24 protein-coding genes are annotated in these 23,834 nt (G+C 66.8%); 7 read left to right on the top strand and 17 right to left on the bottom strand.

All coding sequences use genetic code 11. From position 1 onward, the window contains the following. Positions 1-3 precede the first annotated feature (3 nt). Complete coding sequence (locus AC1DQJ_RS06925; RefSeq protein ID WP_477601588.1) at positions 4-204, bottom strand: hypothetical protein; 201 nt, start codon at positions 202-204, stop codon at positions 4-6. 80 nt (positions 205-284) lie between these two features. Here AC1DQJ_RS06925 and AC1DQJ_RS06920 point away from each other — a divergent pair, with 80 nt between their 5' ends. The 4 genes from AC1DQJ_RS06920 to lexA all read left to right on the top strand — a co-directional run bounded on the left by AC1DQJ_RS06920 (position 285) and on the right by lexA (position 3,507). After that, positions 285-875 (top strand): anthranilate synthase component II, encoded by a 591-nt coding sequence (locus tag AC1DQJ_RS06920; protein WP_477601586.1) that lies wholly within the window; start codon positions 285-287, stop codon positions 873-875. Positions 876-887: 12 nt separating this feature from the next. Beyond that, complete coding sequence (gene trpD, locus AC1DQJ_RS06915) at positions 888-1,898, top strand: anthranilate phosphoribosyltransferase (protein ID WP_477601584.1); 1,011 nt, start codon at positions 888-890, stop codon at positions 1,896-1,898. Then, the gene (gene trpC, locus AC1DQJ_RS06910; RefSeq protein ID WP_477601582.1) at positions 1,895-2,683 is read left to right on the top strand and encodes an indole-3-glycerol phosphate synthase TrpC; all 789 of its coding nucleotides are present in this window, start codon (positions 1,895-1,897) and stop codon (positions 2,681-2,683) included. Before trpD ends, trpC begins: the two co-directional genes overlap by 4 nt. Positions 2,684-2,814: 131 nt before the next feature. Continuing rightward, positions 2,815-3,507: a transcriptional repressor LexA gene (gene lexA, locus AC1DQJ_RS06905; protein WP_477601580.1), complete on the top strand. Its 693-nt coding sequence runs from the start codon at positions 2,815-2,817 to the stop codon at positions 3,505-3,507. On the opposite strand, the gene AC1DQJ_RS06900 is transcribed toward lexA, so the two are convergent. Further along, positions 3,488-5,659, bottom strand: coding sequence for a ComEC/Rec2 family competence protein (locus AC1DQJ_RS06900; protein ID WP_477601578.1), 2,172 nt, complete (start codon positions 5,657-5,659; stop codon positions 3,488-3,490). The genes lexA and AC1DQJ_RS06900 overlap by 20 nt on opposite strands. A 16-nt stretch (positions 5,660-5,675) precedes the next feature. Between AC1DQJ_RS06900 and gltX the strand changes: the two genes are divergently transcribed. The 3 genes from gltX (at position 5,676) to AC1DQJ_RS06885 (ending at position 8,895) form a co-directional block, all read left to right on the top strand. Continuing rightward, positions 5,676-7,085: a glutamate--tRNA ligase gene (gltX, locus tag AC1DQJ_RS06895; protein ID WP_477601576.1), complete on the top strand. Its 1,410-nt coding sequence runs from the start codon at positions 5,676-5,678 to the stop codon at positions 7,083-7,085. A 57-nt stretch (positions 7,086-7,142) separates the two neighbouring features. After that, positions 7,143-8,423: a citrate synthase gene (gene gltA / locus AC1DQJ_RS06890; RefSeq protein ID WP_477601574.1), complete on the top strand. Its 1,281-nt coding sequence runs from the start codon at positions 7,143-7,145 to the stop codon at positions 8,421-8,423. Positions 8,424-8,580: 157 nt separating this feature from the next. Beyond that, a complete protein-coding gene (locus AC1DQJ_RS06885; protein ID WP_477601572.1) occupies positions 8,581-8,895 on the top strand; it encodes a hypothetical protein in 315 nt (104 codons plus the stop codon). Here AC1DQJ_RS06885 and lpxB read toward each other — a convergent pair. The 15 genes from lpxB to rpsB all read right to left on the bottom strand — a co-directional run bounded on the left by lpxB (position 8,892) and on the right by rpsB (position 23,616). Continuing rightward, a complete protein-coding gene (gene lpxB / locus AC1DQJ_RS06880) occupies positions 8,892-10,049 on the bottom strand; it encodes a lipid-A-disaccharide synthase (protein ID WP_477601570.1) in 1,158 nt (385 codons plus the stop codon). The genes AC1DQJ_RS06885 and lpxB overlap by 4 nt on opposite strands. Continuing rightward, the gene (gene lpxI, locus AC1DQJ_RS06875) at positions 10,046-10,888 is read right to left on the bottom strand and encodes a UDP-2,3-diacylglucosamine diphosphatase (protein ID WP_477601568.1); all 843 of its coding nucleotides are present in this window, start codon (positions 10,886-10,888) and stop codon (positions 10,046-10,048) included. The genes lpxB and lpxI overlap by 4 nt, the downstream gene beginning before the upstream one ends. A 3-nt stretch (positions 10,889-10,891) precedes the next feature. Next, on the bottom strand, positions 10,892-11,689 hold the full coding sequence (lpxA, locus tag AC1DQJ_RS06870) for an acyl-ACP--UDP-N-acetylglucosamine O-acyltransferase (RefSeq protein ID WP_477601566.1): 798 nt from the start codon (positions 11,687-11,689) through the stop codon (positions 10,892-10,894). Continuing rightward, positions 11,686-12,153, bottom strand: a complete 468-nt coding sequence (fabZ, locus tag AC1DQJ_RS06865; protein WP_477601564.1) for a 3-hydroxyacyl-ACP dehydratase FabZ — start codon at positions 12,151-12,153, stop codon at positions 11,686-11,688. Before fabZ ends, lpxA begins: the two co-directional genes overlap by 4 nt. After that, positions 12,150-13,166, bottom strand: a complete 1,017-nt coding sequence (gene lpxD, locus AC1DQJ_RS06860; protein ID WP_477601562.1) for a UDP-3-O-(3-hydroxymyristoyl)glucosamine N-acyltransferase — start codon at positions 13,164-13,166, stop codon at positions 12,150-12,152. Before lpxD ends, fabZ begins: the two co-directional genes overlap by 4 nt. 40 nt (positions 13,167-13,206) lie before the next feature. After that, entirely contained in the window at positions 13,207-13,833 is a 627-nt protein-coding gene (locus AC1DQJ_RS06855; protein ID WP_477601560.1) for an OmpH/Skp family outer membrane protein, read from the bottom strand. A gap of 11 nt (positions 13,834-13,844) precedes the next feature. Next, positions 13,845-16,250, bottom strand: coding sequence for an outer membrane protein assembly factor BamA (gene bamA / locus AC1DQJ_RS06850; protein ID WP_477601558.1), 2,406 nt, complete (start codon positions 16,248-16,250; stop codon positions 13,845-13,847). 32 nt (positions 16,251-16,282) lie between these two features. Further along, entirely contained in the window at positions 16,283-17,500 is a 1,218-nt protein-coding gene (gene rseP, locus AC1DQJ_RS06845) for an RIP metalloprotease RseP (RefSeq protein WP_477601556.1), read from the bottom strand. A 20-nt stretch (positions 17,501-17,520) separates the two neighbouring features. Further along, on the bottom strand, positions 17,521-18,717 hold the full coding sequence (gene dxr, locus AC1DQJ_RS06840; protein ID WP_477601554.1) for a 1-deoxy-D-xylulose-5-phosphate reductoisomerase: 1,197 nt from the start codon (positions 18,715-18,717) through the stop codon (positions 17,521-17,523). After that, positions 18,705-19,547 (bottom strand): phosphatidate cytidylyltransferase, encoded by an 843-nt coding sequence (locus AC1DQJ_RS06835; RefSeq protein ID WP_477601552.1) that lies wholly within the window; start codon positions 19,545-19,547, stop codon positions 18,705-18,707. Before AC1DQJ_RS06835 ends, dxr begins: the two co-directional genes overlap by 13 nt. Further along, positions 19,525-20,280, bottom strand: a complete 756-nt coding sequence (locus AC1DQJ_RS06830; RefSeq protein WP_477601550.1) for an isoprenyl transferase — start codon at positions 20,278-20,280, stop codon at positions 19,525-19,527. The genes AC1DQJ_RS06835 and AC1DQJ_RS06830 overlap by 23 nt, the downstream gene beginning before the upstream one ends. A 36-nt stretch (positions 20,281-20,316) precedes the next feature. Beyond that, the gene (frr, locus tag AC1DQJ_RS06825) at positions 20,317-20,883 is read right to left on the bottom strand and encodes a ribosome recycling factor (protein ID WP_477601548.1); all 567 of its coding nucleotides are present in this window, start codon (positions 20,881-20,883) and stop codon (positions 20,317-20,319) included. A gap of 42 nt (positions 20,884-20,925) precedes the next feature. Continuing rightward, positions 20,926-21,645, bottom strand: coding sequence for a UMP kinase (gene pyrH, locus AC1DQJ_RS06820; RefSeq protein WP_477601546.1), 720 nt, complete (start codon positions 21,643-21,645; stop codon positions 20,926-20,928). 99 nt (positions 21,646-21,744) lie between these two features. Beyond that, positions 21,745-22,680, bottom strand: a complete 936-nt coding sequence (gene tsf / locus AC1DQJ_RS06815) for a translation elongation factor Ts (protein ID WP_477601544.1) — start codon at positions 22,678-22,680, stop codon at positions 21,745-21,747. A 99-nt stretch (positions 22,681-22,779) separates the two neighbouring features. Then, complete coding sequence (gene rpsB, locus AC1DQJ_RS06810) at positions 22,780-23,616, bottom strand: 30S ribosomal protein S2 (RefSeq protein WP_477601542.1); 837 nt, start codon at positions 23,614-23,616, stop codon at positions 22,780-22,782. Positions 23,617-23,834 lie beyond the last annotated feature (218 nt).

Below are 23,834 nucleotides of genomic sequence, written 5' to 3'. Positions count from 1 at the left end.
CGATCAGGGCGTGCGCTGGACGACGTGCGTGGTGGTGACGGGCGGTGCGGTGATCATCGCCCCCGCCAGCGCCAAGGCCGCCAGCGCGGCTAACGCTGCAGCGCCCAGGGCCGGCCAGGCCCGCTCACGATCGACCGGCGGCCGCAGCAGCTTCCGCGCATAGGCCATCTGGTCGCGATCGAGGACGGAATCGGCTGGCGTCATACGAACAGCATCTTGCGAACAAGCGGCCCCTGCAATCCTTCAGACTTGGCGCGGGGCCAAGCGGAGCCTAGAGAACGCTTATGATCCTGGTGATCGATAACTACGACAGCTTCACCTACAACCTGGTTCACTATCTGAACGAGCTGGGTGCGGAGACGCTCGTCTATCGCAACGACGCACTGAGCGTCGACGAGGCGCTGGGTCTCAAGCCGCAGGGGATCCTGCTCTCCCCCGGCCCCTGCACGCCCAACGAAGCCGGCATATGCCTGGAGCTCCTGGCCGCCGCGCCTGACGACCTGCCGATCCTCGGGGTCTGCCTGGGCCACCAGGCGATCGGCCAGGCCTATGGCGGCGATGTCGTGCGCGCCAAGGCGATCATGCACGGCAAGACCAGCCCGATCGAACACGAGGGCAAGGGCCTGTTCGCCGGCCTGCCCAACCCGTTCACGGCGACGCGCTATCACAGCCTTTCGGTCGAGAAATCGACCTTGCCGGAGGCGCTGGAAGTCACCGGCTGGACCGAAGACGGCGAGATCATGGGCTTCCAACACCGCACCCGGCCGGTGCACGGCGTCCAGTTCCACCCGGAATCCATCGCCACCGAGGGCGGCCACGCCATGCTGGCCAACTTCCTCAAGCTCGCGGGCGTTGAGCCCCTGGTCGACGCCTAAGAGACCCTCGACATGTCCGATGCTTTCAAGCCGCTTCTGGGCCGCCTGGCGGATGGCGGAACCCTGACGGAAGACGACGCCGGCGAATTCTTCGCCGCCTGCCTGCGCGGCGAGCCGACCCCGGCTCAGGTCGCCGCCGCGGTCACCGCCATGCGCATGCGCGGCGAGACGACCGGCGAGATCACCGCCTGCGCCCGCGCCATGCGCAAGGCCGCCGTCACGCTGGAGCACCCCTATCAGGTGATGGATGTCTGCGGCACCGGTGGCGACGGGCTGCACACCCTCAATGTCTCCACGGCCGTGGCGTTCGTGGCCGCGGGCGGCGGCCTGAAAGTCGCCAAGCATGGCAACCGCGCTGTATCCTCGCGCTCAGGCGCGGCGGACGTGCTGGCCGAGCTGGGCGTCGACGTGAACGCCGGAGCCGAGCAGCAGCTGCGGGCGCTGGACACCGCCAATGTCGCCTTCTTCTTCGCCCCGGCCCACCACAGCGCCATGCGCCACGTCGCCCCGATCCGCACCGACCTGGGCTTCCGCACCATCTTCAACCTGCTGGGCCCGCTGACCAACCCGGCCGGCGCGCAACGGCAGGTGATGGGCGTGTTCGCCGATCGCTGGGTCGAACCTCTCGCCCGCGTGCTGGGCGCGCTCGGCGCCGAGCGGGCCTGGGTCGTGCATGGCGGCGGCATGGACGAAATGACCACCACGGGGGAGACCAGCGTCGCGGAATATCGCGACGGCCAGGTGCGCCTGTTCAGCATCACGCCCGAGGCGGTCGGCTTGCCGCGGGCCTCGCTGGCCGATCTGACCGGCGGCTCGCCGGCCCAAAACGCCACCGCCCTGCGCGAGTTGCTGGACGGGGCCAAGGGCGCCTATCGCGACATCGTGCTGCTCAACACCGCCGCCGCCTTCCTGGTCGGCGAGAAAGTGGAGACCCTGCGCGAGGGCGTCGAGCTGGCCGGCCAGATCATCGACGACGGCCGCGCGAAGGCCGCGCTAGACAAGCTGATCGAGGTCACGGCGTGAGCGACATTCTCGACAAGATCGCCGCCTACAAGCGCGAGGAAGTCGCCGAGCGCAAAACACAGCGCACGCTGGCTGACCTGGAAGCCTCCGCTGCGCTGGCGACGCCGCCGCGCGGCTTCCGCGCCGCGCTGGAACGGGCGCATGCGCCCGGCAAACTCGCCCTGATCGCCGAGATCAAGAAGGCGTCGCCGTCCAAGGGATTGATCCGAGAGGATTTCGACCCGCCCAGCCTGGCCCAGGCCTATGAGGCCGGCGGCGCGGCCTGCCTCTCGGTCCTTACCGACGGTCCGAGTTTCCAGGGCGCCGACGCCTTCCTCACCGCCGCGCGCGACGCCGTCGCCCTGCCCGCCCTGCGCAAGGAGTTCCTGGTCGATCCGTGGCAAGTGCCGGAAGCCCGGGCGCTCGGCGCCGACGCCATTCTGGTGATCATGGCCATGGTCGACGACGCCCTGGCCGCCGACTTGATGGCCGAGGCCGCGCGGCTTGGCATGGACGCCCTGGTCGAGGTGCACGACGAGGACGAAATGGCCCGCGCCGGCAAGCTCGGCGCGAATCTGGTCGGCGTGAACAATCGCAATCTGCGCACCTTCGAGACCGATCTGACGATCACTGAGCGGCTGGCCGCAGCGACGCCTTCAGACGCGCTGCTAGTCACCGAGAGCGGCATCTTCAATGCCTTGGACGTCACCCGCCTCGAACGCTCCGGCGCGCGCGCCATGCTGGTCGGCGAGAGCCTGATGCGGCAGGCCGACGTGGCCGCGGCAACGCGCGCCCTACTCGCCTGAGTCGGATCCTCGGCTTCAGGCGCGCAAGAAACCCGAGCCTTTTCAAAGGCTCAACGGTAACTTGACATTAACCTGGAACACCTAGAGAACATTCGTGACGTTAGCGCTTTGTTCTCAAGGGCTCGACAGCCATGCTCACCCGTAAGCAACACGAACTTCTCATGTTCATCCATGAGCGGATCAAGGAAACCGGGGTCTCGCCGTCCTTCGACGAGATGAAGGAGGCGCTGGACCTGGCGTCCAAGTCGGGCATTCACCGGCTCATCACGGCGCTGGAGGAGCGAGGCTTCCTTCGCCGCCTGCCGCACCGGGCGCGAGCCCTGGAAGTGGTGAAGCTTCCGCAGCAGGCGACGACCACGGCGCCGCCGAAGGGTCGCTCGCCATTCAAACCGCAGTTGGTCGAGGCCGATGAATTGCCTGCCCTGCCGGTCGCCAACGACACCCGTGAGCTGCCGATCCTGGGCCGCATCGCCGCCGGCACGCCGATCGAAGCGATCCAGCAGGAACGCGACCGGATCCCCGTGCCGGAAACCATTCTCGGCGCCGGCGAGCACTTCGTGCTCGAAATCGCCGGTGACTCGATGATCAACGCCGGCATTCTCGACGGCGACTATGTGGTCATCCGAAAGACCGACACGGCCAATTCCGGCGACATCGTGGTGGCCCTGGTCATGGGCGAAGAAGCCACCCTAAAGCGCCTGCGCAAGAAGGGCGCTTCCGTCGCCCTTGAGGCGTCCAACCCGGCCTACGAGACCCGCATCTTCGGGCCCGACCAGGTTCAGGTTCAAGGCCGTCTGGTCGGCCTCATCCGCCGCTACCACTGAGCGTCCAGGGGCGCTGACCACGCAGGTCCTGCGCCCACACGATCTTCCATCCCGTCGCGGTCCTATAGAGCTCAGCGGAGCCGCCGCGGACGAACTCCGCCTCCGTTAAGGTCAAGGCCCGCGGACAGGGCGGCGCCTTGCCGCGGATCACGACAACTTCCGCCCAATCGCAGAACAACGGCTGCTTCTTCTCGATGGTCGAGGCCCGACGCGTGAAGATCGCCGCCAAGCGTGGTTCGCCGGCGCCCTGACGAGGCGCGCAGGACCAGCGATCACAATCATAGCCAACGTCGCGAGCCTCAGCCCCGGCCGGCGTCAGCCCCCGCCTCCGCGCCCAGAGCTCGGCGGCGAACAGCTTGGCGTCCGGGCGCAGCAGGATCGCTTCATCCCCACTCCGCACCGCGGCGGCCGAACCATCCGACGAGATCCAGATGTCCGGCGCCGGCGGCCGCGGACACAGCCAGACCGCCATGGCCAGCGGCACGCCGGCCCAGCGCAACGGTCCCTTCCACAGGCAAAGCCAAAGCAGGCCCATGAACGCCGCCGGCAAGGTCCAGGCCGGCGCGCTGGCGAAGATCCGCTGACTGCCCGGCATATCGGCCACGATCGAAGCGATACGATTCATGGTGTCGATCGCGAGGTCGGCCCCCGCGAGCGGAATGCTTCCAAGGCCCAGCGGCGCAAGCACCGCGCCCAGCGCCAGGGCAGGCATCATCAGGAAGGACGAGATCGGAGCCGTCGCGAGGTTGGCCACCAGCCCAAAGGTCGAAACGCGATTGAAGTGCTGCATGGCGAAGGGGCCTGTCGCCAAGCCGGCGACGAAGCTCGCGCCCAGGCTCGCCGCCGTCCAGACGCCCACCGCCTGGAGGGTCCGGATCGGCCAGGGCGTATTTATCTCCCGTGGCGGACGGGGCCAGGTCTCAGCCAGAGCCACCAGGGCGGCGGTGGCGGCGAAGGACATCTGAAATCCAGGCGCGGCAACCGCTTCCGGCTGCAGGGCGATGATCAGCAAGGCGGCCAGCGCCAGGGTATGAAGGCTGATGGCCCGCCGATCGACCAGGATGGCCAGGAACGCCGCGCCAGCGGTAATAGCTGCGCGCTCGGCCGGGCTCGGCGCGCCGGAGATGACGAGATAGGCCCCTACGGCCAACAGGCCGGCCGCCGCCGCCACCTTCTTGGAGGACACCCGCAGCGCCGCCCAGGGCCAAGCGGCCACCGCAAGGCGGACTGCCGCGAAGGTGAATCCGCCGACGATCGCCATGTGCAGTCCGGAAATGGAGATGATGTGCGCCAGGCCCGAGGCGCGCAGGTCGTCGACCTGTTCCTTGGGCACGAACGCCTCATGGCCGGTGATCATCGCCGCGGCCAGGCCGCCGCTTTCAACCCCCATCTCCGCGACGATCCGCTTGGCAAGCGCCCAGCGCACCGCGTTGACCTGCATTTCCAGCCGCAGCCGCCAGGGAGCCGAATCGGCTTGAACAACCCTCGCCGGCGTGAGGGCGAACCCGACGCCGCCGACCCCGTCGAAGAAGGCGTCACGGGCGAAGTCGTAGGACCCGGGACTCGCGGGAGGCGGCGGCGCGTTGATCATGCCCTTCACGGAGACGGCGGTCCCCGGGGCGGGCAGTTCGTCGTCATCGGACAAGGTGAGCCGCGCGCGAATCGGCGTCGCCTCCGGGGCCAGGCCGCTAATCCGGATCGGGGCGATCAGGATGCGCGGACCGCCCTGCCCAGGACTGGCGACATCGACGACGAAGCCCTCGATCAACCGTACGCCGCCGCCAGCCGGGGCGATGGGCGCGCGAACGGTCTGGGTGCGAATTTTCCCGGCGGCGAAGCCGGCAAACAGAAAGGCGGCCAGGGTCAAGGCGATGGTCGCCATGCGTCCAAGACTGAGGCGCGCCCGGGCGGCGACCAGCAATGCCGCTACGACCAGGGCGATCACGGCCACAAGGGTGAGCGGTTCGGCGGGCAAGGCCAGGTAGATCGCGGCGCCCGAACCGAAGGCGACGGGCGTCCACAAGCTCAGCCGGCCCGACTGCACGGAGGCTTGATCGGAGACCCATGTTGCGATGCGGCGAAAGCTAGGACGCTTCGCAAAGGCCGTGCTAAGAGGCGCCGCGCGCACCTTCGGCGCGCCAGCTACAGTCACAGCAGCCTCCATTTCGATGTCCGACCGTCCCGTCGTCACCAGGATCGCCCCCTCGCCCACCGGCTCGATGCACATTGGCACGGCCCGGACGGCGCTTTTCAACTGGCTTTACGCGAAACATACCGGCGGCCAGTTCCTGCTGCGCATCGAGGACACCGATCGCGAGCGCTCGACCGAGGCGGCCGTGCAGGTGATCTTCGAAGGTCTCGACTGGCTAGGCCTGAAGCCGGACGCCGAGCCGGTGTTCCAATTCGCCCGCGCTGATCGCCACCGGGCGGTAGTCGATGAGATGCTGGCCCGCGGCGGCGCATATCGCTGCTACATGACCGCCGAAGAGCTGGAAATCGAACGTGAAGCCGCTCGGGCCGAGGGCCGGGTGATCCGTTCGCCCTGGCGCGACCGCGGCGCCGGCAACTACGACGAGGGCCAGCCCTTCGTCGTCCGCCTGAAGAGCCCGCTCGAGGGCGAGACCGTGATCGGCGACATGGTCAAGGGTCAGGTCACGTTCCAGAACAAGACCCTGGACGACCTGATCCTGCTGCGTTCGGACGGCACGCCGACCTACAACCTGGCGGTCGTCGTGGACGACCACGACATGGGCATCACCCACGTCATCCGCGGCGATGACCACCTCAACAACGCCGCCCGTCAGACCCTGATTTATCAGGCGATGGGCTGGGAAGTTCCCGTCTGGGCTCACCTGCCGCTGATTCATGGGCCGGACGGCGCAAAGCTGTCGAAACGCCACGGCGCTCAGGCCGTCAGCGAGTTCGACGACATGGGCTACCTGCCCGAAGCGATGCGCAACTACCTGGCCAAGCTTGGCTGGGGCCATGGCGACGACGAGATCTTCAGCGACGAGCAGGCGATCAGCTGGTTCGACGTCAAGGACGTGGTCGGCGCCCCCGCCCGCCTGGACTGGGACAAGCTCAACCACCTGAACAACCACTATCTGCGTCAGGCGGACCCGGCCCGGCTCGCCAAGCTGGTGGTCGGTGTCCACAAGAGCCGCGACTTCCATCTGCACGATGGCGACGAGTCGATCATCGAGCGGACGATCCCGCTGGTCCGGGACGGCGCCAAGACCATGCTGGAGTTGGCCGACGCCACGGTGTTCGCCCTTAAGCGCCGCCCGCTGGAGCTTCCGGACAAGGCCAAGGGCCTGCTGACCGATGAGACCCGTGCGCGCCTTTCGCGCCTGCGCGCGGCTCTGACGGAGCAAGCGGCCTGGGATGTTCCCACCCTCGAGGCGGCCCTGCGCAGCTTCGCCGAAGGCGAAGGCGTCGGGCTCGGCAAGTTCGGCCCAGCCTTACGTGGCGTCCTCTCCGGGGGCTCCCCGGCGCCGGACCTGGCCGGAGCCCTTGTGAGCCTTGGGAAACAGGAAAGTTTGGGGCGCCTCGACGATGCGCTTTCACAGCCCGCATAAGGCGCTATAAGGCACGTCGAAACGGGCGTTTAACTTCTCGCACTTGGAAGGAATGGCATGGGCGACACGGCTAAGGTGAGTTTCGACGGCAAGTCGGTTGAGCTGCCGATCCTCAAAGGGACGGACGGCCCCGCCGTCGTCGACATCCGAAAACTCTACGCCGAAGCCGATGTCTTCACGTACGACCCCGGCTTCACGTCGACTGCGAGCTGCGAGAGCAAGATCACCTTCATCGACGGCGATAAGGGCATCCTGCTGCACCGCGGCTACCCGATCGACCAACTGGCCGAGAAGTCGAGCTTCCTCGAGGTCTGCTATCTCCTGCTGAACGGCGACCTGCCGAACGCCAAGGAATTCGAGACCTTCGAACACAACATCACCTATCACACGATGCTGCACGAGCAGTTCGATAGGTTCTTCATGGGCTTCCGTCGGGACGCTCACCCGATGGCGATCATGGTCGGCGCCGTCGGCGCGCTGTCGGCCTTCTATCACGACAGCACCAACGTCGATGATCCGGAACAACGGATGATCTCGTCGCACCGGCTGATCGCCAAGATGCCGACGATCGCCGCCCGCGCGTTCAAGTACTTCCGCGGCCAGCCCTTCGTGCATCCGCGCAACGACCTGTCCTACTCGGAAAACTTCCTGCGCATGTGCTTCTCGGTCCCGGCCGAGGACTGGAAGCCGAACCCGGTGCTGACCCGCGCCATGGACCGCATCTTCATCCTGCATGCGGACCACGAACAGAACGCCTCGACCTCGACCGTCCGCCTGGCCGGTTCGTCGGGCGCCAATCCGTTCGCCTGCATCGCGGCCGGCATCGCCTGCCTCTGGGGCCCCAGCCATGGCGGCGCCAACGAAGAAGCACTGAACATGCTCAAGGAGATCGGCACCGTCGATCGCATCCCCGAGTACGTCCAGGGCGTGAAGGACCGCCGCTATCGCCTGATGGGCTTCGGCCACCGGGTCTACAAGAACTACGACCCGCGCGCGACGGTCATGCAGAAGACCTGCCATGAAGTGCTGGCCGAAGTCGGCCACCAGGACGACCCGCTGCTGAAGGTCGCCATGGAGCTCGAAAAGGTCGCCCTGAGCGATCCGTACTTCATCGAGCGCAAGCTCTATCCGAACGTCGACTTCTACTCGGGCATCACCCTGCGCGCCCTCGGCTTCCCGCCGGAGATGTTCACCGTGCTGTTCGCCCTGGCCCGCACCGTGGGCTGGATCAGCCAGTGGAAGGAAATGATCGAGGATCCGTCGCAGAAGATCGGCCGTCCGCGCCAGATTTACACCGGCGCGCCGCAACGCGACTACATGTCGGTCGACAAGCGCTAAGCCGCTCGATCAGCACCGAGACAAGGAGCCCCGCCCGGCATCGCCGGGCGGGGCTTTCTTTTGGGCCACGCCACGCGCCATCGTTGCGCAGGACCACAATGCTCGTATGGTGCGGCGACCGGGCAGAAGGCCCGACGCGAATGACAGGAGCACGCCCATGGCGCTCATGGTCAGTTACGACGCCCTCGACGTTACTCAGGACATGTACGAAGCCGCCCGCAAAGTGATCGACTGGGACAACGGGCCGCCGGCCGGGTGCCTGCTGCACATGGCCTCGTTCGATGCGGAGGGCGCCCACATCATCGACATCTGGGAAAGCCAGGCGCACATCGACGCCTACCTCCAGAACCGGTTCGCACCAGCGTTGGCGCAACTCGGCATGGAAGCCGGCGAGCACAGGGTGGTCGATCTTCACGTGGTGGCGGTGTCGCCCAACATCGAAGAGCACTTCATCCGCACGCCCGCGATCTAACTACGGTCTGCGAGCACCTTGAGCACCGCATCGGCGGCTGCTTCGGATGGATCGGGGCCGCCGCGCCCCATCTCCAGGAGCGCGGCCGACTGCGCCGCGACCTGGGTCCGGCGAAGCTCGGGATCGTCGAGCCGCTTGCCCACCTCGCGCGCCAGGGCCGGACCGTTGCAGTCGTCCTGAACCAACTCAGGCGCGACAAACGCCTTGGCCGCGATGTTGAAGAGGGTGATGTAGGGCGTGCGGATCAGCCGCTTGAGAATGGCGTGGGTGAGCGAGCCCAGCCGATAGCCGATCACCATCGGCACGCCGGCCAGCGCCAGTTCGGTGGTGACCGTGCCCGAGCAGGCCAGGGCCACCGTGGCGGCCTTCATGGAGTCGAGCTTGGCTCCCTCCCCCTCGACGACGTGCGCCCAGCTTGAGGCCTGGGTTTTGACCGCCACCGCCACCGTTGGCGCGGCCGGGATCACCACGGCCAGATCGGGGCGCTGAGCCTTCAGGATGCCAACGGCTTCGGCGAAGGACGGCAGGATGCGGCTGATCTCGCCAGGCCGGCTGCCCGGCAAGACAAGCAGCAGGGGCGCGGTCTGCGGCACGCCAAGCTGGGAACGAAGTCGGCCGCCGTCGGCCCTTGAGAAATCCACGCTCAGGGCCGAATTGCCAACGAAGGTCACCGGCAGGCCCTCGGCCTCGAAATAGGGCGCGTCGAACACGTGGATCGACAGCAGGTGGTCCACGGCTGCGGCCAGGGTCTTGGCCCGGCCAGGCCGCGTCGCCCAGACCTGCGGGGCGACGTACTTGATCAGCGGCAGTTTGGGGTCGAGCTTGCGCAGCCGCTGGGCGACGCGAAGAGTGAAGCCCCAGGAGTCGATCAGGATGACCACATCGGGCTTCTCGCGCTGCGCCAGGGCGACCGTGTCCTCGACGCGGGCGACCACCTTGCGATAGGCCATCAAGCCTTCAAGCAGGCCCAGGATCGAGAGCTCGGCGATGTCGAAGGGACTGTGGACGCCCTCGGCGGCCATCTTCTCTCCGCCGACGCCCACAAAGCGGACCCCATCGCCCAGCCGCGCCCGCAGCGCCTTGGCCAGGCCGGCGCCCCGGTCGTCGCCCGAGGCCTCGGCGGCCACCAGCATGACGCAGAGCGGCTTGCTCACGGCTGAGCGGGCGGCTCCACGCCCACGATGAACAGACCAAGCTCATCGGCCAGTTCGATCACGGCCTCGCGGTCCAGCACCAGCAACCGGCCAACCTCGCCCGCGACACCGGCCAGACCGGCCTGGGCGGCGCGCTGAATGGTGTTGAGGCCAATGGTCGGCAGGTCGATGCGAGTCTCCTGGATCGGCTTGGGAGCCTTGGCCAGCACGCCGCGAAGCGCTTCCGTCGTTCCGCGGATATTGCGCGGCAGCTCGGCGACCCGACGCAGCATGGCGTCGGTGCCTTCCTGCGCCTCGACCGCCAGGACCAGGCCTTCGCAGACGACGGCGCCCTGCCCCACGTCCAGCTCGCCGATGGCCCGCGCCACCTGCAGCGCGCGCTCGACGTCAGCCATCTGATCGGGCGTCGGCGAGATGCGGCCCAGGGGCCCCGCGGAGATGGTCAGGTCGCCCATCACCTCGTGCGCGCCCTCGACGGCGAAGCCTTCTTTTTCGAATTCCCCGAGCAGCTGGCGCAGCAACGCGTCGTCGCCCTTGCGCGCGGCGGCGATGACGCCCGGCAGGGCCATCAGGCCGCGCAGGTCGGGCGCCAGGGACTTGAAGTCTGGGCGATCGACCGTGCCCACCAGGGTCACGGCCTTGCAGCCGGCGCGCTTGAGCGCCTTGAAGCACTTGCCGAGCTCGGCCAGCCCGATGTCCGCGCCCGGATAGCGGGCGATGTCCGGGCCGGAAAAACCCTTGAGACGGACGATGAAGAACGGCCGGCCAGCGCGCTCGCAGTGCTGCGCGATCTCGACCGGGAGGTTCCCGCCGCCAGCGATCAGGCCGAGCTTCTGCATGCCCTAGACCTCCCGCTCCGGCAGGCAGAGCGGACGGCTGGCGTCGGCCCGGATGAAGTCGACGATCTCCATCACCTCCGGGCTGTCGGAGTAGGTTTCGACGGTGTCGTCCAGGCGCTCCTGGAAGGTGCCCTCGTCGGCGAACAACATCCGATAGGCCGCACGCATGGTGTTGATGGTCTCGCGGCTGAATCCGCGGCGCTTCAGGCCCAGCAGATTCAGCCCCTCAAGGTGGGCATGATTGCCCCACACCGAACCGTAGGGAATGACGTCCTTCACGACGGCGGCGAGCCCGCCGATCATGGCGTGGCGGCCGACGCGCGTGCGCTGGTGGACCGCGGCCAGCCCGCCGACGATCACGAAGTCGGCGATCTCGCAGTGCCCGCCCAGGGTCGCCTGCTTGGTCAGGATCACCTGGTCGCCGACCACGCAGTCATGACCGACATGGCTCTCGATCATGTAGAGGCCATCGGACCCGACCCTGGTGACGCCGCCGCCGCCGACCGTTCCGGTGTTCATCGTGGCGTGTTCGCGGATCTGGTTGCGATCGCCGATGATCAGTTGGGTCAGTTCGCCCTTGTAGGCCGTGTGCTGCGGCGGGCCGCCCAGCATCACGAACGGGTAGATGGCGTTGTCCTCGCCGACCTCGGTCGCCCCATCGACGACGACGTGCGAGAACAGCTTGGTGCGCGCACCAAGCTTCACGTTCGGACCGACCGTGCAGAAGGGGCCAATGACGACGCCGTCGGCCAGTTGCGCCTTCGGGTCGACGACCGAGCTGGGATGGACTTCGATGCTCATGGGGTCTCCACCAGCATGGCCGCGAATTCCGCTTCAGCAGCGGTCTTGTCGCCGACCATGGCCTTGCCTTCGAACTTGAACAGGCCCCCACGCACGCGCACCACGCGCACATGCATTCGTAGAACGTCGCCCGGCCGCACTGGCTGCCGGAAGCGGCAGTTGTCGACCGAGGTGAAGAGGATGGTCTTGCCTTCGCGATCGACGTTCAGGGTCTTGGACATCAGCACCGCGCCGGTCTGGGCCATGGCTTCGACGATCAGAACACCAGGCATCACCGCATAGTCGGGGAAGTGCCCCTGGAAGAACGGCTCGTTGATCGTCACGCACTTGATGCCGATGATCGACTCATTGGCCCGGTACTGTTCAGCGCGGTCGACCAGCAAGAACGGATAGCGATGTGGGATCCGTTGGAGGATCTCGCCGATGTCGATCGAGATGTCGCTCTCGGTCGCCTCAGTGCTCATTGGTCAGTTCCCTTGCGGCTGGAGGCGCGAGATAGCCACGCCACCTCCCGCATCCAGCGGCGAATTGGTTGTCCGGGCACGCCGCCCCAGGTTTCGCCGGCCGGAATGTCGCGAAACACCCCCGCAGCGGCGGCCACCTGGGCGCGATCTCCGATGTTCACGTGGTCGGCGACGCCTGCGCGACCGCCGAAGGCCGCCCCGTCGCCGATCACGACGCTGCCGGAAATGCCTGTGTGAGCGGCCATGACGCAGTTCCGTCCCACACGGACGTTGTGGGCGATCTGCACCAGGTTGTCGATCTTGGTGTTCTCGCCGATCACGGTGTCGTCGAACGCTCCGCGGTCGATGCAGGTGTTGGCGCCGACGGTGACGCCATCCTGCATGATAACCCGGCCAAGCTGGGGAACGTCGACCACGCCGGTCGCGCCGCCGGCCGCGCCGAAGCCGGGCTCGCCGATCACGGCCCCGGCCAGGATTCGCACGCGATCGCCGAGCAGGGCGAAGCCAAGCGTGACATTCGCTCCGATCGTGCAGTCACGGCCGATGGCCACGCCAGGGCCGATGACGGTGTTTGCGCCGATTTCCGTACCTGCGCCGATCCGCGCGCCGGGCCCGACAACGACGCCAGGGGCGAGATGGACGCCCTCCTCCAGCACCGCGTCCGGAGAGACTGCCGCGGGGCCTTCATGGCGGCGCGGACGGTGCAGGCGGTTCGCCGCCGCGGCATAGGCGGCCTGGGGGGTCGGTGTCACCAACGCCGCACAGCCAGCCGGCGCCAGCTCGCGGTCGCGCGGCGTAATGAACACAGCCACGGCTTTGGTCACAGCCAGCTCGGCGGCGTGCTTCTTGTCGGTCAGGAAGGTGATGGTGTCGGCCTGGGCGCTGGCCAGGACGGCGACGCCGCGAACCTGGGTCCGTCCCTGGTCCGCGGCGGCGAGTTCGGCGCCTGTCAGGCTCGCCAGGTCGGCAAGCGTGACAGGGCCAAGGTCTTCAAAAAATCGGGGGTCGGGCATGGCTATCCTTGGCTCGACCCACGTCTAAGGCGAGTCGCGCCTACTTTTGGGCCGGAGCCGCCGCCTGGTCCAGACGCTCGCGATCGAACGTGAACTGCTGGATCTTGGCGTTGAGCGCCGTGACAACCGGCTGGCTGATGTCCATGGCCGGGTTGGCGATGACCACGGCGTCGCGGTTCAGCAGCAGGCTGCACTGACGCTGCTGGTAGACCTGACGCAGGATCGGGTCGAGCTCCTGGCCAACGCGGCCGAGAGCCTTCTGCTGCGTCGCTTGCATTTCACGCTCGCGGATCTGGGCCTTGCGCTGGAACGCACCGGCCTTGGTCTGCAGAGCGTTGGCGCGGGCCTCGAAGGTCTTTTGGTCGAGGCTGGCGCGTTGGCTTTCCAGGGTCTTGGCTTCGGCCTGCAGGGCGGCTTCTTCACCCTTCAGCTCGGCTTGGACCTGGGTAGCGATCTGCTGCAGGCGGGTCTGCACGTACTTGCCGACAGTGGAGGTCGCGATGGCGCCTTCCAGAGAAATGACGCACACGCCCGGCAGGGCCGGGCCATGAGTAACCGCAGGCGCCGAGGCGGCGGCCGGCGCCGCAGCCTGGGCGAAGGCGGCGCTCGATGCGGAAACGGTGACGGCGGCGACACAAGTCGCCGCAACGATGGATTTGATCGACATTTGGGGAGTTTCTAGAACCTGGTTGAGGTTGAGAACCGGAAGGTTTCGGTCTTGTCGTAGTCTTCTTTGGCCAAAACTTGGCTGAAGTCGAATCGGATGGGGCCCATCGGCGAGCGCCAGAAGATCGACAGACCAGCCGTAGCGCGCAGGGAGAGGTCGTCGAAGATCAGCGGATCGACGGTGCCGTCGGCCCGCAGCTTGTCCTTGTCGTCCAGCAGGCCGAGGGTGCCGACATCGGTGAACAGCGCGGCCTTGATGCCGTACTGCTCAGGCAGGCCGGTCGGGATGGTCAGCTCCGCAGAACCGATGGCGTAAGCCCGGCCGCCCAGGGCGTCCGAACGGCCGAAATTGGTGTCGCGCGGGCCGATACCAGCGGTCTCGAAGCCGCGGAAGTTGTTGCCGCCCTTGTAGAAGCGGCTGTTGACCCGCACCGTATCGCCGCTCCAGCCGGCGATATAACCGCCCTGGCCGGTGACGCTGAGAATGAAGTCCTTGTTGAAGCCGTGGTACCAGCCCCCGGTCATCTCGGTGCTGATGTAATTCACGTCGCCGCCGAGGCCGGCCAGGTCCTGGCTGACATCGAAGCGGAAGCCGCGGGTCGGATTGATCGGATCGTTCCGACGATCGAACAGGTAGGTGTAGCCGATCAACGAGGTCAGATACTTGCCGCGCTGATCGCAGAGCGACAGCGAGACGAGCGGGGCCGCGGGATCGCAGTAGCCGTCGTCGATCTGCACGTCTTCCTGCCGCAGGGTGTAGCGCGTCGACATCCGCGAGTTGACGGTCAGCGGGAACGCCATGCGGAGGTTGCCGCCCACCGTGACCGTCTTATAGGCCGAGTACTCGGTCAGGTCGTAGCGGTAGGAATAGAGGTCGACGCCGGCGCCCAGGTCGCGGCCCATGAACCGCGGCTCGGTGAAGCCGAAGTCGATCTGCTGGCGCAGCGAGCCGACGGAGACGCGGGCGCGCACGCTCTGGCCGCGGCCGCGGAAGTTCCGTTCGGTGACGCCGAGGTCGAGGATCAGCTGATCGACCGACGAGTAGCCGGCGCTGAAGGAGAGCTCGCCGGTGGGCTGTTCCTCGACCTGCACCTGCAAGTTGGTGCGGTCGGGCGCCGATCCGGGCGTTTCCTCGATGGTCACGTCCTTGAAGAAGCCAAGCGCGCGGATGTTGTTGCGCGAACGATCGACCAGGGCGCGGTTGTAGGCGTCGCCTTCCACGAGGTTCAGCTCGCGGCGGATGACGTAGTCCAAGGTGCGGGTGTTGCCGGTCACGTCGATGCGCTCGACGTAGACGCGCGGTCCTTCCCGGACCTGGAACACCACGTCGACCAGGCCGGTCTCACGGTTGGGCGTGTAGCGCGGACGCACATCCACCGCCGCGAAGCCCGCGGCGCCGGCGGCGAAGGTCAGCGAGTCGGTCGCCGCTTCGATGCGTTCGTCTTGATAGATCTCGCCGCTGCGGATCGGCACCAGTTGCTGGAGCACGTCCTTGTCCAGCTTCTGCAGCTCGGTCTCGACCGAGATCTTGCCGAACCGGTACTCCTTGCCCTCGTCGAGGGTGTAGGTGATCACGAAGCCGTTCTTGTCGGGCGCCAGCTCGGCGATCGATGAGATGACACGGAAATCGTAGAAGCCGCGGTTGCGGTAGTGCTTGCGCAGCTGCTCCTTGTCGTACTCAAGGCGGTCCGGGTCGTAGTTCGCGTTGGTCGAGAAGAATTTGTACCAGGTGGTCTGCTCGGTCACGACCACGTCGCGCAGGTCGTTGTCCGAGAACTCCTGGTTGCCGAGGAAGTTGACCCGCAGAACGCCGCTCTTGGGGCCCTCGCTGATCTCGAAGATCAGGTCGACGCGCTTCTGGGGCAGTTCGACGATCTTCGGCGTCACGGTCGCGGAAATGCGGCCCGAGCGACGATAGAGTTCGACGATGCGCTGGACGTCCTGCTGGACCTTGGCGCGGGTGAAGATGCCGCGCGGGCGCACGGTCACTTCATCGCGCAGCTTGTCTTCCTTCAGGCCCGAGTTCCCCTCGAACACCACCTTGTTGATGATCGGATTCTCGACGACCGTGACGATCATGTCCGACCCTTGCAGGTCGACCTTCACGTCGGCGAACAGGTCGGTGCGGAACAGGGTCTTCAGCGCCAGGTCGGCCTTGGCCGCGTCGAGCGTCTCGCCCGGCTGGATCGGCAGGTAGGAGAGGATCGTCGATTGCTCGATCCGCTCGTTGCCGCGGACGATGATCCGCTGAACCACGCCCGACTGCTGGCCGATGGCGGCCTGCGGATCAGGTTGCGGCTGCGGCGGAGTCGCCTGCTCCTGGGCCAGGACGACGCCTGGCACGACGAGCGCAGTCGACCCCATCAACAGGGCGAGGCCGGAGGCTAGCGCGGCGCGGCGAGCGCGAGGTCTTTGCATCGTATCAGCCGTCAAAGGAAATGGGGGCAGGCTCAGGAGAAGACGCCGCCGAGGATTTTGAACACACGCAGTTGCTGCAGATCGTTCCAGGTGGCGAACAACATCAATCCCAACAGCAGCGCAAGCCCCACCCGGTAGCCCGCCGCCTGAACCTTGGCCGCGAGTGGACGCCGCGCTACCGCCTCATAGGCGTAGAACAGCAGGTGGCCCCCATCCAGCACAGGGATAGGGAGGAGGTTCATGAAGCCGATGCTAACCGAAACGAACGCGGCGAGCTGAAGCAGATTGACGCTGGAGCCGAGGATCATCCCCGCGACATCCGGCGCGCCTTCCGCCCCCGCCTGCGCCACCTTGCCCGAGATTCGCGCGATTCCCAGGGGTCCGCTGAGTTGGTCGGGCGAAACCTGCCCTGTCACCATGCGGCCGAGGTAGTAAACCGTGGTCTCCAGCGTGCGCCAGGTGCGATCGACACCCCCCGACAGCGCCTGGAGCGGATTGTAGCGAACGTGGATGAAGTCGCGGGCGGTCTGGGCCGGAGTCAGGCCCAGCATGCCTTGGCGGCGCTTGCCCGCCAGGGAGTCGGTGCGCTCGACCCATTCGGGCGTGGCGGTGATCTCGACCTTGCTGCCGCCGCGCTCGATCACGAACTGGGTCGGGACGTTCGCGCGCACCTGGACGACCTCGGCCACCTGGTCGAAGCCGGTAATTCTGCGGCCGTCGGCCTCGACGATCAGGTCGCCGGGCCGGAAGCCGGCGCGCTCGGCCGGGCTGCCCGCGGCCACGGAGGCGATCCGCGGCGGCAGGACGTACTGACCGAACGCCAGCAGCAGCGATGCGAACAGCGCCACCGCCAGCACGAAGTTCGCCATCGGGCCGGCAGCCACGACGATCGCGCGCTGCCACAGCGGCTTGAAATGGAAGTAGCGGCTGACCGCCTCGGCGCCTTCGCGGCGCTCGATCGTGCGGCGCATGGTCTCGAGGTCTTCGTGGTCGGGCACGCTCGAGGCGTTCTCGTCGCCGGTGAAGCGCACGTAGCCGCCCAGCGGGATCCAACCCACGCGCCACTCGACGCCGGACTTGTCGGTCCAGGCCGCGATCGCCTTGCCAAAGCCGATGGAGAACCGGTCGATGGCGACGCCGAACATCTTGGCGGCCAGGAAGTGGCCGAGCTCGTGGATCGTCACCACCAGCCCGAGGACAAGCGCGAACGGAATGACGAAGGTCAGGGCGGTGAGCGCGAAATCGAGCACGGCGATTTACTCCTCCGGACCTAGCGGCCTAGGCCGCTGACGACGTCACCGGCGACGCGGCGCGCCGCCGCATCGGTATTCCGGGCATTCTCAAGCGTGTCGCCATTCGCCGCCCCCGCGACAAGGCCCTGAGTCTCGACACGTTCGAGGGTCTCAGCCACCGTCGCGGCAATATCCAGAAAGCCAATCCTGCGGTCAAGGAACGCGGCCACGGCGACCTCATTGGCGGCGTTCATCACCGCAGGCGCGACCCCACCGGCCGCCAAAGCTTCTTTGGCGATCTTCAAGGCGGGAAAGCGGCGCAGGTCGGGTTCTTCGAAGGTCAATTTCCCGATGGCCGCAAGGTCGAGACGCGGCGCGGGCCAGGGCAGTCGGTCAGGCCATGCGAAGGCGCAAGCGATGGGCGTGCGCATATCCGGCGGCCCCAGCTGGGCCAGCGTGGATCCGTCGGCGTACTCCACGAGGCTGTGGATGATCTGCTGATGGTGGATCAGCACGTCGACCCGCTCGTCGGTCATGCCAAACAGGTAGGCCGCCTCGATGATCTCAAGCCCTTTGTTCATCATGGTCGCCGAGTCGACGGAGATCTTGGCGCCCATGCTGAAGTTGGGGTGGGCCACCGCCTGCTCCGGCGTGGCGTGCGCCATCTGCTCGGCCGACCAGGTGCGGAACGGGCCGCCCGACGAGGTCAGGATCAGGCGATCCACCCGCTGCGCGTTCATCGGGTCGAGCACCTGGAAGATCGCCGAATGCTCTGAATCGACCGGGATCACCGCCCCGCCCGCCAGCTTGGCCGTGCGAAGCAACGGAGGGCCTGCACAGACCAGGCTTTCCTTGTTGGCCAGGCCGATGACGGCCCCAGCCTTCGCCGCCGCCAGCGTCGGCGCGAGACCGGCGAAACCGACGATGGAGGACATCACCCATTGGGCTTCGCCCGCCGCAGCCTCCACCACGGCCGCGTGGCCCGCGGCGGTCTCGATGCCCGAGCCGTTCAACCGCGCGCGCAGTTCCGGGAGCTTAGTTTCATCCTCGATGACCGCCAGTCTCGGCCGCCAGCGAAGGGCCTGCTCGGACAGACGCGCGACGTTGCGCCCGGCGGTCAGCGCCATGACCTCGACCTCGGCCCCAGCCTTGTCCAGCAGATCGAGGGTCGAGACGCCGACAGAGCCGGTGGAGCCGAGAACGCTGACGCGGCGTGGCAGGGTCAATGAGCCCATCCCCAATGGTTTATCAGACGAGCGCCCGCAAGTACGACTGTTGCGAACATTAATCCATCGACCCGATCAAGCAGACCGCCATGGCCGGGGATCAGATCGCCCGAATCCTTTACTCCGAAGCGGCGTTTGAGGCGCGACTCCCAGAGGTCGCCGCCCATGGTCGCCAGCCCTCCGACGAAGCCGATCAGCGCACCGGCCTGGATGCTCAGGACGATGGCGCTGAAGGCGGCCATGGCGGCTCCGGCCGCGGCGGCGGCCACCAGCCCGCCGATGAAACCGGACCAGGTCTTGTTGGGCGAGAACTGCGGCCACAGCTTGGGCCCCTTGAGGGCGCTTCCGACCGCGAAGGCGGCGATGTCGGCCGCCCAGGCGACCGCGAACAGCAGGACCGTCCACTGGCGCCCCTCCGGCATCCCGCGGAGCCAGACGATGCAGACGACCGGAATCGCCAGGTAGATGACCCCGAACGCGGCGTTGGTCGGCCGCTCAGCGACGCCCCGCGCCACCAGCGCGGCGGCGGCGGCGCCGAGAGCGACAGCGCCCCAGGCGAGCGCCATGTGACCCTGGAAGGCCAGAAATGCCGCCGCGAGGATCGCCACCGTCAGGGCGGTGGAGACGCGGACCGGGGCGTTCGGGGCGGTCATCGCCCCCCACTCAATGGCCAGCAAGGCCACGGCCACGGCGATCAGGACCAGGAACAGCCAGCGCAGGCCCGGCAGGTCGGCGAACCACACCGCGCCCAGCACCGCCGGCACCAGGACCGTGGCCGAGGCGACGCGCACGCCCAGATTGGACCAATCGAAACGTCTAGCCGGCGGCAAGGACATCATCGGCCACGGCGCCGCCGTAGCGCCGCTCGCGCTTCTTGAATTCTTCGATGGCGATACGCAGGTGCTCGGCGTCGTAGTCCGGCCAGAGCACGTCCTGGAAGACGAACTCGGAATAAGCCGTCTCCCAGAGCAGGAAGTTCGACAGCCGCTGCTCGCCGCTGGTGCGGATCACCAGGTCAGGGTCGGGAATGCCGCCGGTGGACAGCCGCGACTGCAGCAGATCCTCGGTGATGTCCTCCGGCGCAATCGCGCCAGCGACGGCCTCGGCCGCCAACGCCCGCGCCGCATCGATGATGTCGGCGCGGCCACCGTAGTTGAAAGCGACCTGCAGGAAGAACTTGTCGTTGTGCGCGGTCTGGCGCTCGGCGCGTTCGACGATCTCGGCCACGTCGGCGGGCAGGCCTGCGCGGCGGCCCAGAATGCGCACCTTCACGCCCTCGCGGGCCAGCTTGTCGAGATCAGAGTTCACGTAGAGCTTCAGCAGCCGCATGACCTCGGCCACTTCACCGGCCGGCCGCCGCCAGTTCTCGGTCGAAAAGGCGTAGAGCGTCAGATAGCGGATCCCCTGGTCCGGCGCGGCCTCGACCACGCGGCGGATGGCGTCCACGCCCTTCGGGTGCCCGACCTGGCGCGGCAGGCCCCTGCGCTTCGCCCAGCGGCCATTGCCGTCCATGACGATCGCCACGTGCAGAGGCGCGTGCGCCGCAGGCTGCTCTTGATCGATCGTCGCCATGAGGTTCCCGGGGTCCTTGACCGAAAGATCGGCGGACTAAATCTGCATGATCTCTTGTTCTTTGGTTTTCAAGGCTTCGTCGACGCGCTTGATCGCCTCATCGGTGAACTTCTGCACGTCGCCTTCCATGCGGTGCAGTTCGTCCTGAGTGATCACGCTGTCCTTCTCGGCCTTCTTCAGGTCGTCGTTGGCGTCGCGGCGGACGTTGCGGATCGCGACCTTCTGCTGCTCGGCATACTTGCCGGCCAGCTTGGCGAGGTCCTTACGGCGCTCTTCGGTGAGCGGCGGAATCGGCACGCGCAGGCTCTGACCGTCAACGACCGGGTTCAGCCCCAGGCCGGAATTGCGGATCGCCTTCTCCACCGAGACCACCAGGCCGCGGTCCCAGATGCTGACGCTGATCGAACGCGGCTCGGGCACGCTGACCGCGCCCACCTGGTTGATCGGCACCGTCGAACCGTAGGCTTCGACCATGACCTGATCGAGCAGGCTGGCCGAGGCGCGACCGGTGCGCAGGCTGGCGAACTCGTCCTTCAGGGCGGAGATCGCCTTGTCCATGCGATCCCGGTACCTCGCCAGAACCGGCTTTTCCGTAGCAGCCATAGGAATTTCTCCCAGATTTCTCGTGTAACGCTTAGCGAAAGGTCAGGCGATGGTCGTGAAGACGCCCTGGCCCTTCAGCACTTTGAAGAAGTTGCCCCGCTCGCGGATGGAAAAGACCACGATCGGGATCTGGTTGTCACGCATCAGGGCGATGGCGGAGGCGTCCATGACGCGTAGGTCCTTGGCCAGCACTTCCTGATAGCTCAGGGTCTCGTAGCGCTGGGCGCTCGGATCCTTCTTCGGGTCGGCAGTGTAGACGCCGTCCACGCTCGTGCCCTTGAAGAGCGCGTCGCAGCCCATCTCGGCCGTGCGCAGCGCCGCCGGCGTGTCGGTGGTGAAGAATGGCGCGCCCAGGCCGGCGGCGAAAATGACCACCCTACCCTTCTCCAGGTGCCGCAGCGCCCGACGACGGATGTAGGGCTCGCAGACCGCTTCCATCGGGATCGCCGACTGCACGCGGGTGTAGACGCCGATCTTCTCAAGCGCGCCTTGCAGCGCCAAGGCGTTCATCACGGTGGCCAGCATGCCCATGTAGTCGGCGTTGGCGCGATCCATGCCTTTGCCAGCCAGCGACACGCCGCGGAAGATGTTGCCGCCGCCGATCACCAGGCAGAGCTCGATCCCGTGCTCCACCACTTCCTTGATGTCCTCGGCCACCGCTTCGATCGTTTTGGTGTCGATGCCGAAGAGCGAGTCGCCCATCAGGACCTCGCCCGACATCTTCAAGAGGATCTTCTTGTAGCGGGGCGTGACTGGGGGCATCGGCGGGTTCCGTCGAGAATCTGGCTGTTACTACATAAACCAAGGGCGCCGTGCGCGTCGAACGCACGGCGCCCCTTTAAAGGCTCAATCCGGGTCGGATCAGGCTTGGCCGGTCATCGACGCCACTTCCGCGGCGAAGTCGTCCTGCTTCTTCTCCACGCCTTCGCCGAGGGCGAAACGCACGAAAGCCTTCACGGCCACCGGCGAACCGGTTTCCTTGGCGGTCTCGGCGATCAGCTGCTCGATGGTCTGATCCGGGTTCATGACGAAGGGCTGCTTCAGCAGAACCACTTCTTCCTGCCACTTGCGGATCCGGCCTTCGATCATCTTTTCGACGACGGCCACCGGCTTGCCCGATTCCAGAGCCTGGTCGGTCAGGAACTTCTTTTCCTTCTCGACGGCGGCCGGGTCGAGGTCGCCCTCGTTCAGCGCCAGCGGCGGGGTCGGGGTGCCGGCCACGTGCAGTGCGATCTTGCGGCCGACTTCCTTCAGCACGGCTTGGTCGCCAGCGCCTTCCAGAGCCACGAGCACGCCCAGACGGCCGACGCCTTCGCCCTGCGCATTGTGCAGGTAGAGGGCCACGGCGCCTTGGCTCACCGACAGGCGGGCCGAGCGACGCAGGCGCATGTTCTCGCCGATGGTCGCGATCAGGTTGGTGATCACGTCGCTGACGACTTCGCCCTTGGCCGTCTTGGCCGCGGTGATGGCGTCAACGCCTTCGATCTCCAGACCGACGGTCGCAAAGTCACGAGCGGCGTTCTGGAACAGCTCGTTCTTCGACACGAAGTCGGTCTCGGCGTTCAGCTCGACCAGCACGCCGGTCTTGCCGTCGTCGCTCAGCTTACCAGCCACCAGGCCTTCGGCCGCGGCGCGGTCGGACTTCTTGGCGGCCTTGCTCAGGCCCTTGGTGCGCAGCCAGTCGACCGCGGCTTCCATGTCGCCGTTGTTTTCCTGCAAGGCCTTCTTGCAGTCCATCATGCCAGCGCCGGACTTCTCGCGCAGGTCCTTGACCAGCGCAGCGGTGATCTCCGCCATGGTCAGCTCCTTATCATTCAGAATGGGTTTGACCGGACCCTGATAGGGCCCGGCCATGATCGTTTTTCGTCAAGCTGGAAAAGACGTCGGAGCGACGTCTTAGCCGGCTTGTTCCTGGTCCGCGGCCGGAGCCTCGGCGGCAGGGGCCTCGACGGCCGGCGCCGCTTCGGGCTCCGGCGTAAGCTCTCGGGCCAGGGTCGGTTCGATCGGGGCGACCGAAGCGCCGAGGTCGACGCCGGCGGCCGACTGGCCAGCAGCCAGGCCGTCGAGGACGGCGTCGGCCAGCAGGTCGCAGTACAGCTGAATGGCGCGCGCCGCGTCATCGTTGCCGGGGATCGGATAGGTGATGCCGTCCGGATCGCAGTTGGTGTCGAGGATGGCGATGACCGGGATGTTCAGCTTGCGGGCTTCCTGGATCGCGATCGCTTCCTTGTTGGTGTCGATCACGAACATCAGGTCGGGAATGCCGCCCATGTCCTTGATGCCGCCCAGGCTCAGCTCGAGCTTGTCGCGCTCGCGGGTCATCTGCAGCAGCTCTTTCTTGCTGCGGCCCTGACCTTCGCCTTCCAGCATGCCTTCCAGCTCGCGCAGACGCGCGATCGAGCCCGAAACGGTGCGCCAGTTGGTGAGCGTGCCGCCCAGCCAACGGTGGTTCACGTAGTATTGGGCGCTGCGCTTGGCGGCGGTGGCGACCGGCTCGGAGGCCTGGCGCTTGGTGCCGACGAACAGCACGCGGCCGCCCGAAGCGGCGACTTCGCGCACCTTCACCAGGGCCTGGTGCAGCAGCGGAATGCTCTGCGACAGGTCAATGATGTGGATGTTCGACCGCGAACCGAAGATGTAACGGTCCATCTTCGGGTTCCAGCGGTGAGTCTGGTGACCGAAGTGGGCGCCAGCTTCCAGGAGCTGACGCATGGAGAATTCAGGAAGCGCCATCGGCTTTTCGTCCTTTTTCCGGTTAACCGCCGCAGGCAAACCCTCCAGATGGAGGACCGGAATGGGTACGGCGGGATGTCTCCCCGCACATCGCCAAACACCTGCGTGTGGAATGAGGCGGGCAAATAGGCGCTGACGTCGGAAAATGCAAGCCTGGAACGCGCTGCGCCCTGCCGCCCCCTTGCGCCGAACCTCGTTATCGCTCAGCTTATGGTCGC

It is taken from the genome of Phenylobacterium sp. P4_E10, from assembly GCF_056401675.1.
Note: the sequence above shows the minus strand (reverse complement) of the source record. Positions and strands in the feature narration are given on the sequence as shown.

Coding starts and splice junctions, on each gene's coding strand:
- fabZ (WP_477601564.1), bottom strand. CDS start 12,153: ATGAGCACTGAGGCGACCGAGAGCGACATCTCGATCGACATCGGCGAG.
- bamA (WP_477601558.1), bottom strand. CDS start 16,250: ATGCAAAGACCTCGCGCTCGCCGCGCCGCGCTAGCCTCCGGCCTCGCC.
- tsf (WP_477601544.1), bottom strand. CDS start 22,680: ATGGCGGAGATCACCGCTGCGCTGGTCAAGGACCTGCGCGAGAAGTCC.
- rpsB (WP_477601542.1), bottom strand. CDS start 23,616: ATGGCGCTTCCTGAATTCTCCATGCGTCAGCTCCTGGAAGCTGGCGCC.
- dxr (WP_477601554.1), bottom strand. CDS start 18,717: ATGGGCTCATTGACCCTGCCACGCCGCGTCAGCGTTCTCGGCTCCACC.
- AC1DQJ_RS06830 (WP_477601550.1), bottom strand. CDS start 20,280: ATGGCGACGATCGATCAAGAGCAGCCTGCGGCGCACGCGCCTCTGCAC.
- lpxA (WP_477601566.1), bottom strand. CDS start 11,689: ATGAGCATCGAAGTCCATCCCAGCTCGGTCGTCGACCCGAAGGCGCAA.
- AC1DQJ_RS06835 (WP_477601552.1), bottom strand. CDS start 19,547: ATGATGTCCTTGCCGCCGGCTAGACGTTTCGATTGGTCCAATCTGGGC.
- frr (WP_477601548.1), bottom strand. CDS start 20,883: ATGGCTGCTACGGAAAAGCCGGTTCTGGCGAGGTACCGGGATCGCATG.
- AC1DQJ_RS06855 (WP_477601560.1), bottom strand. CDS start 13,833: ATGTCGATCAAATCCATCGTTGCGGCGACTTGTGTCGCCGCCGTCACC.
- pyrH (WP_477601546.1), bottom strand. CDS start 21,645: ATGCCCCCAGTCACGCCCCGCTACAAGAAGATCCTCTTGAAGATGTCG.
- lpxD (WP_477601562.1), bottom strand. CDS start 13,166: ATGCCCGACCCCCGATTTTTTGAAGACCTTGGCCCTGTCACGCTTGCC.
- trpD (WP_477601584.1), top strand. CDS start 888: ATGTCCGATGCTTTCAAGCCGCTTCTGGGCCGCCTGGCGGATGGCGGA.
- AC1DQJ_RS06925 (WP_477601588.1), bottom strand. CDS start 204: ATGACGCCAGCCGATTCCGTCCTCGATCGCGACCAGATGGCCTATGCG.
- AC1DQJ_RS06885 (WP_477601572.1), top strand. CDS start 8,581: ATGGCGCTCATGGTCAGTTACGACGCCCTCGACGTTACTCAGGACATG.
- gltA (WP_477601574.1), top strand. CDS start 7,143: ATGGGCGACACGGCTAAGGTGAGTTTCGACGGCAAGTCGGTTGAGCTG.
- AC1DQJ_RS06920 (WP_477601586.1), top strand. CDS start 285: ATGATCCTGGTGATCGATAACTACGACAGCTTCACCTACAACCTGGTT.
- lpxI (WP_477601568.1), bottom strand. CDS start 10,888: ATGCAGAAGCTCGGCCTGATCGCTGGCGGCGGGAACCTCCCGGTCGAG.
- lexA (WP_477601580.1), top strand. CDS start 2,815: ATGCTCACCCGTAAGCAACACGAACTTCTCATGTTCATCCATGAGCGG.
- gltX (WP_477601576.1), top strand. CDS start 5,676: ATGTCCGACCGTCCCGTCGTCACCAGGATCGCCCCCTCGCCCACCGGC.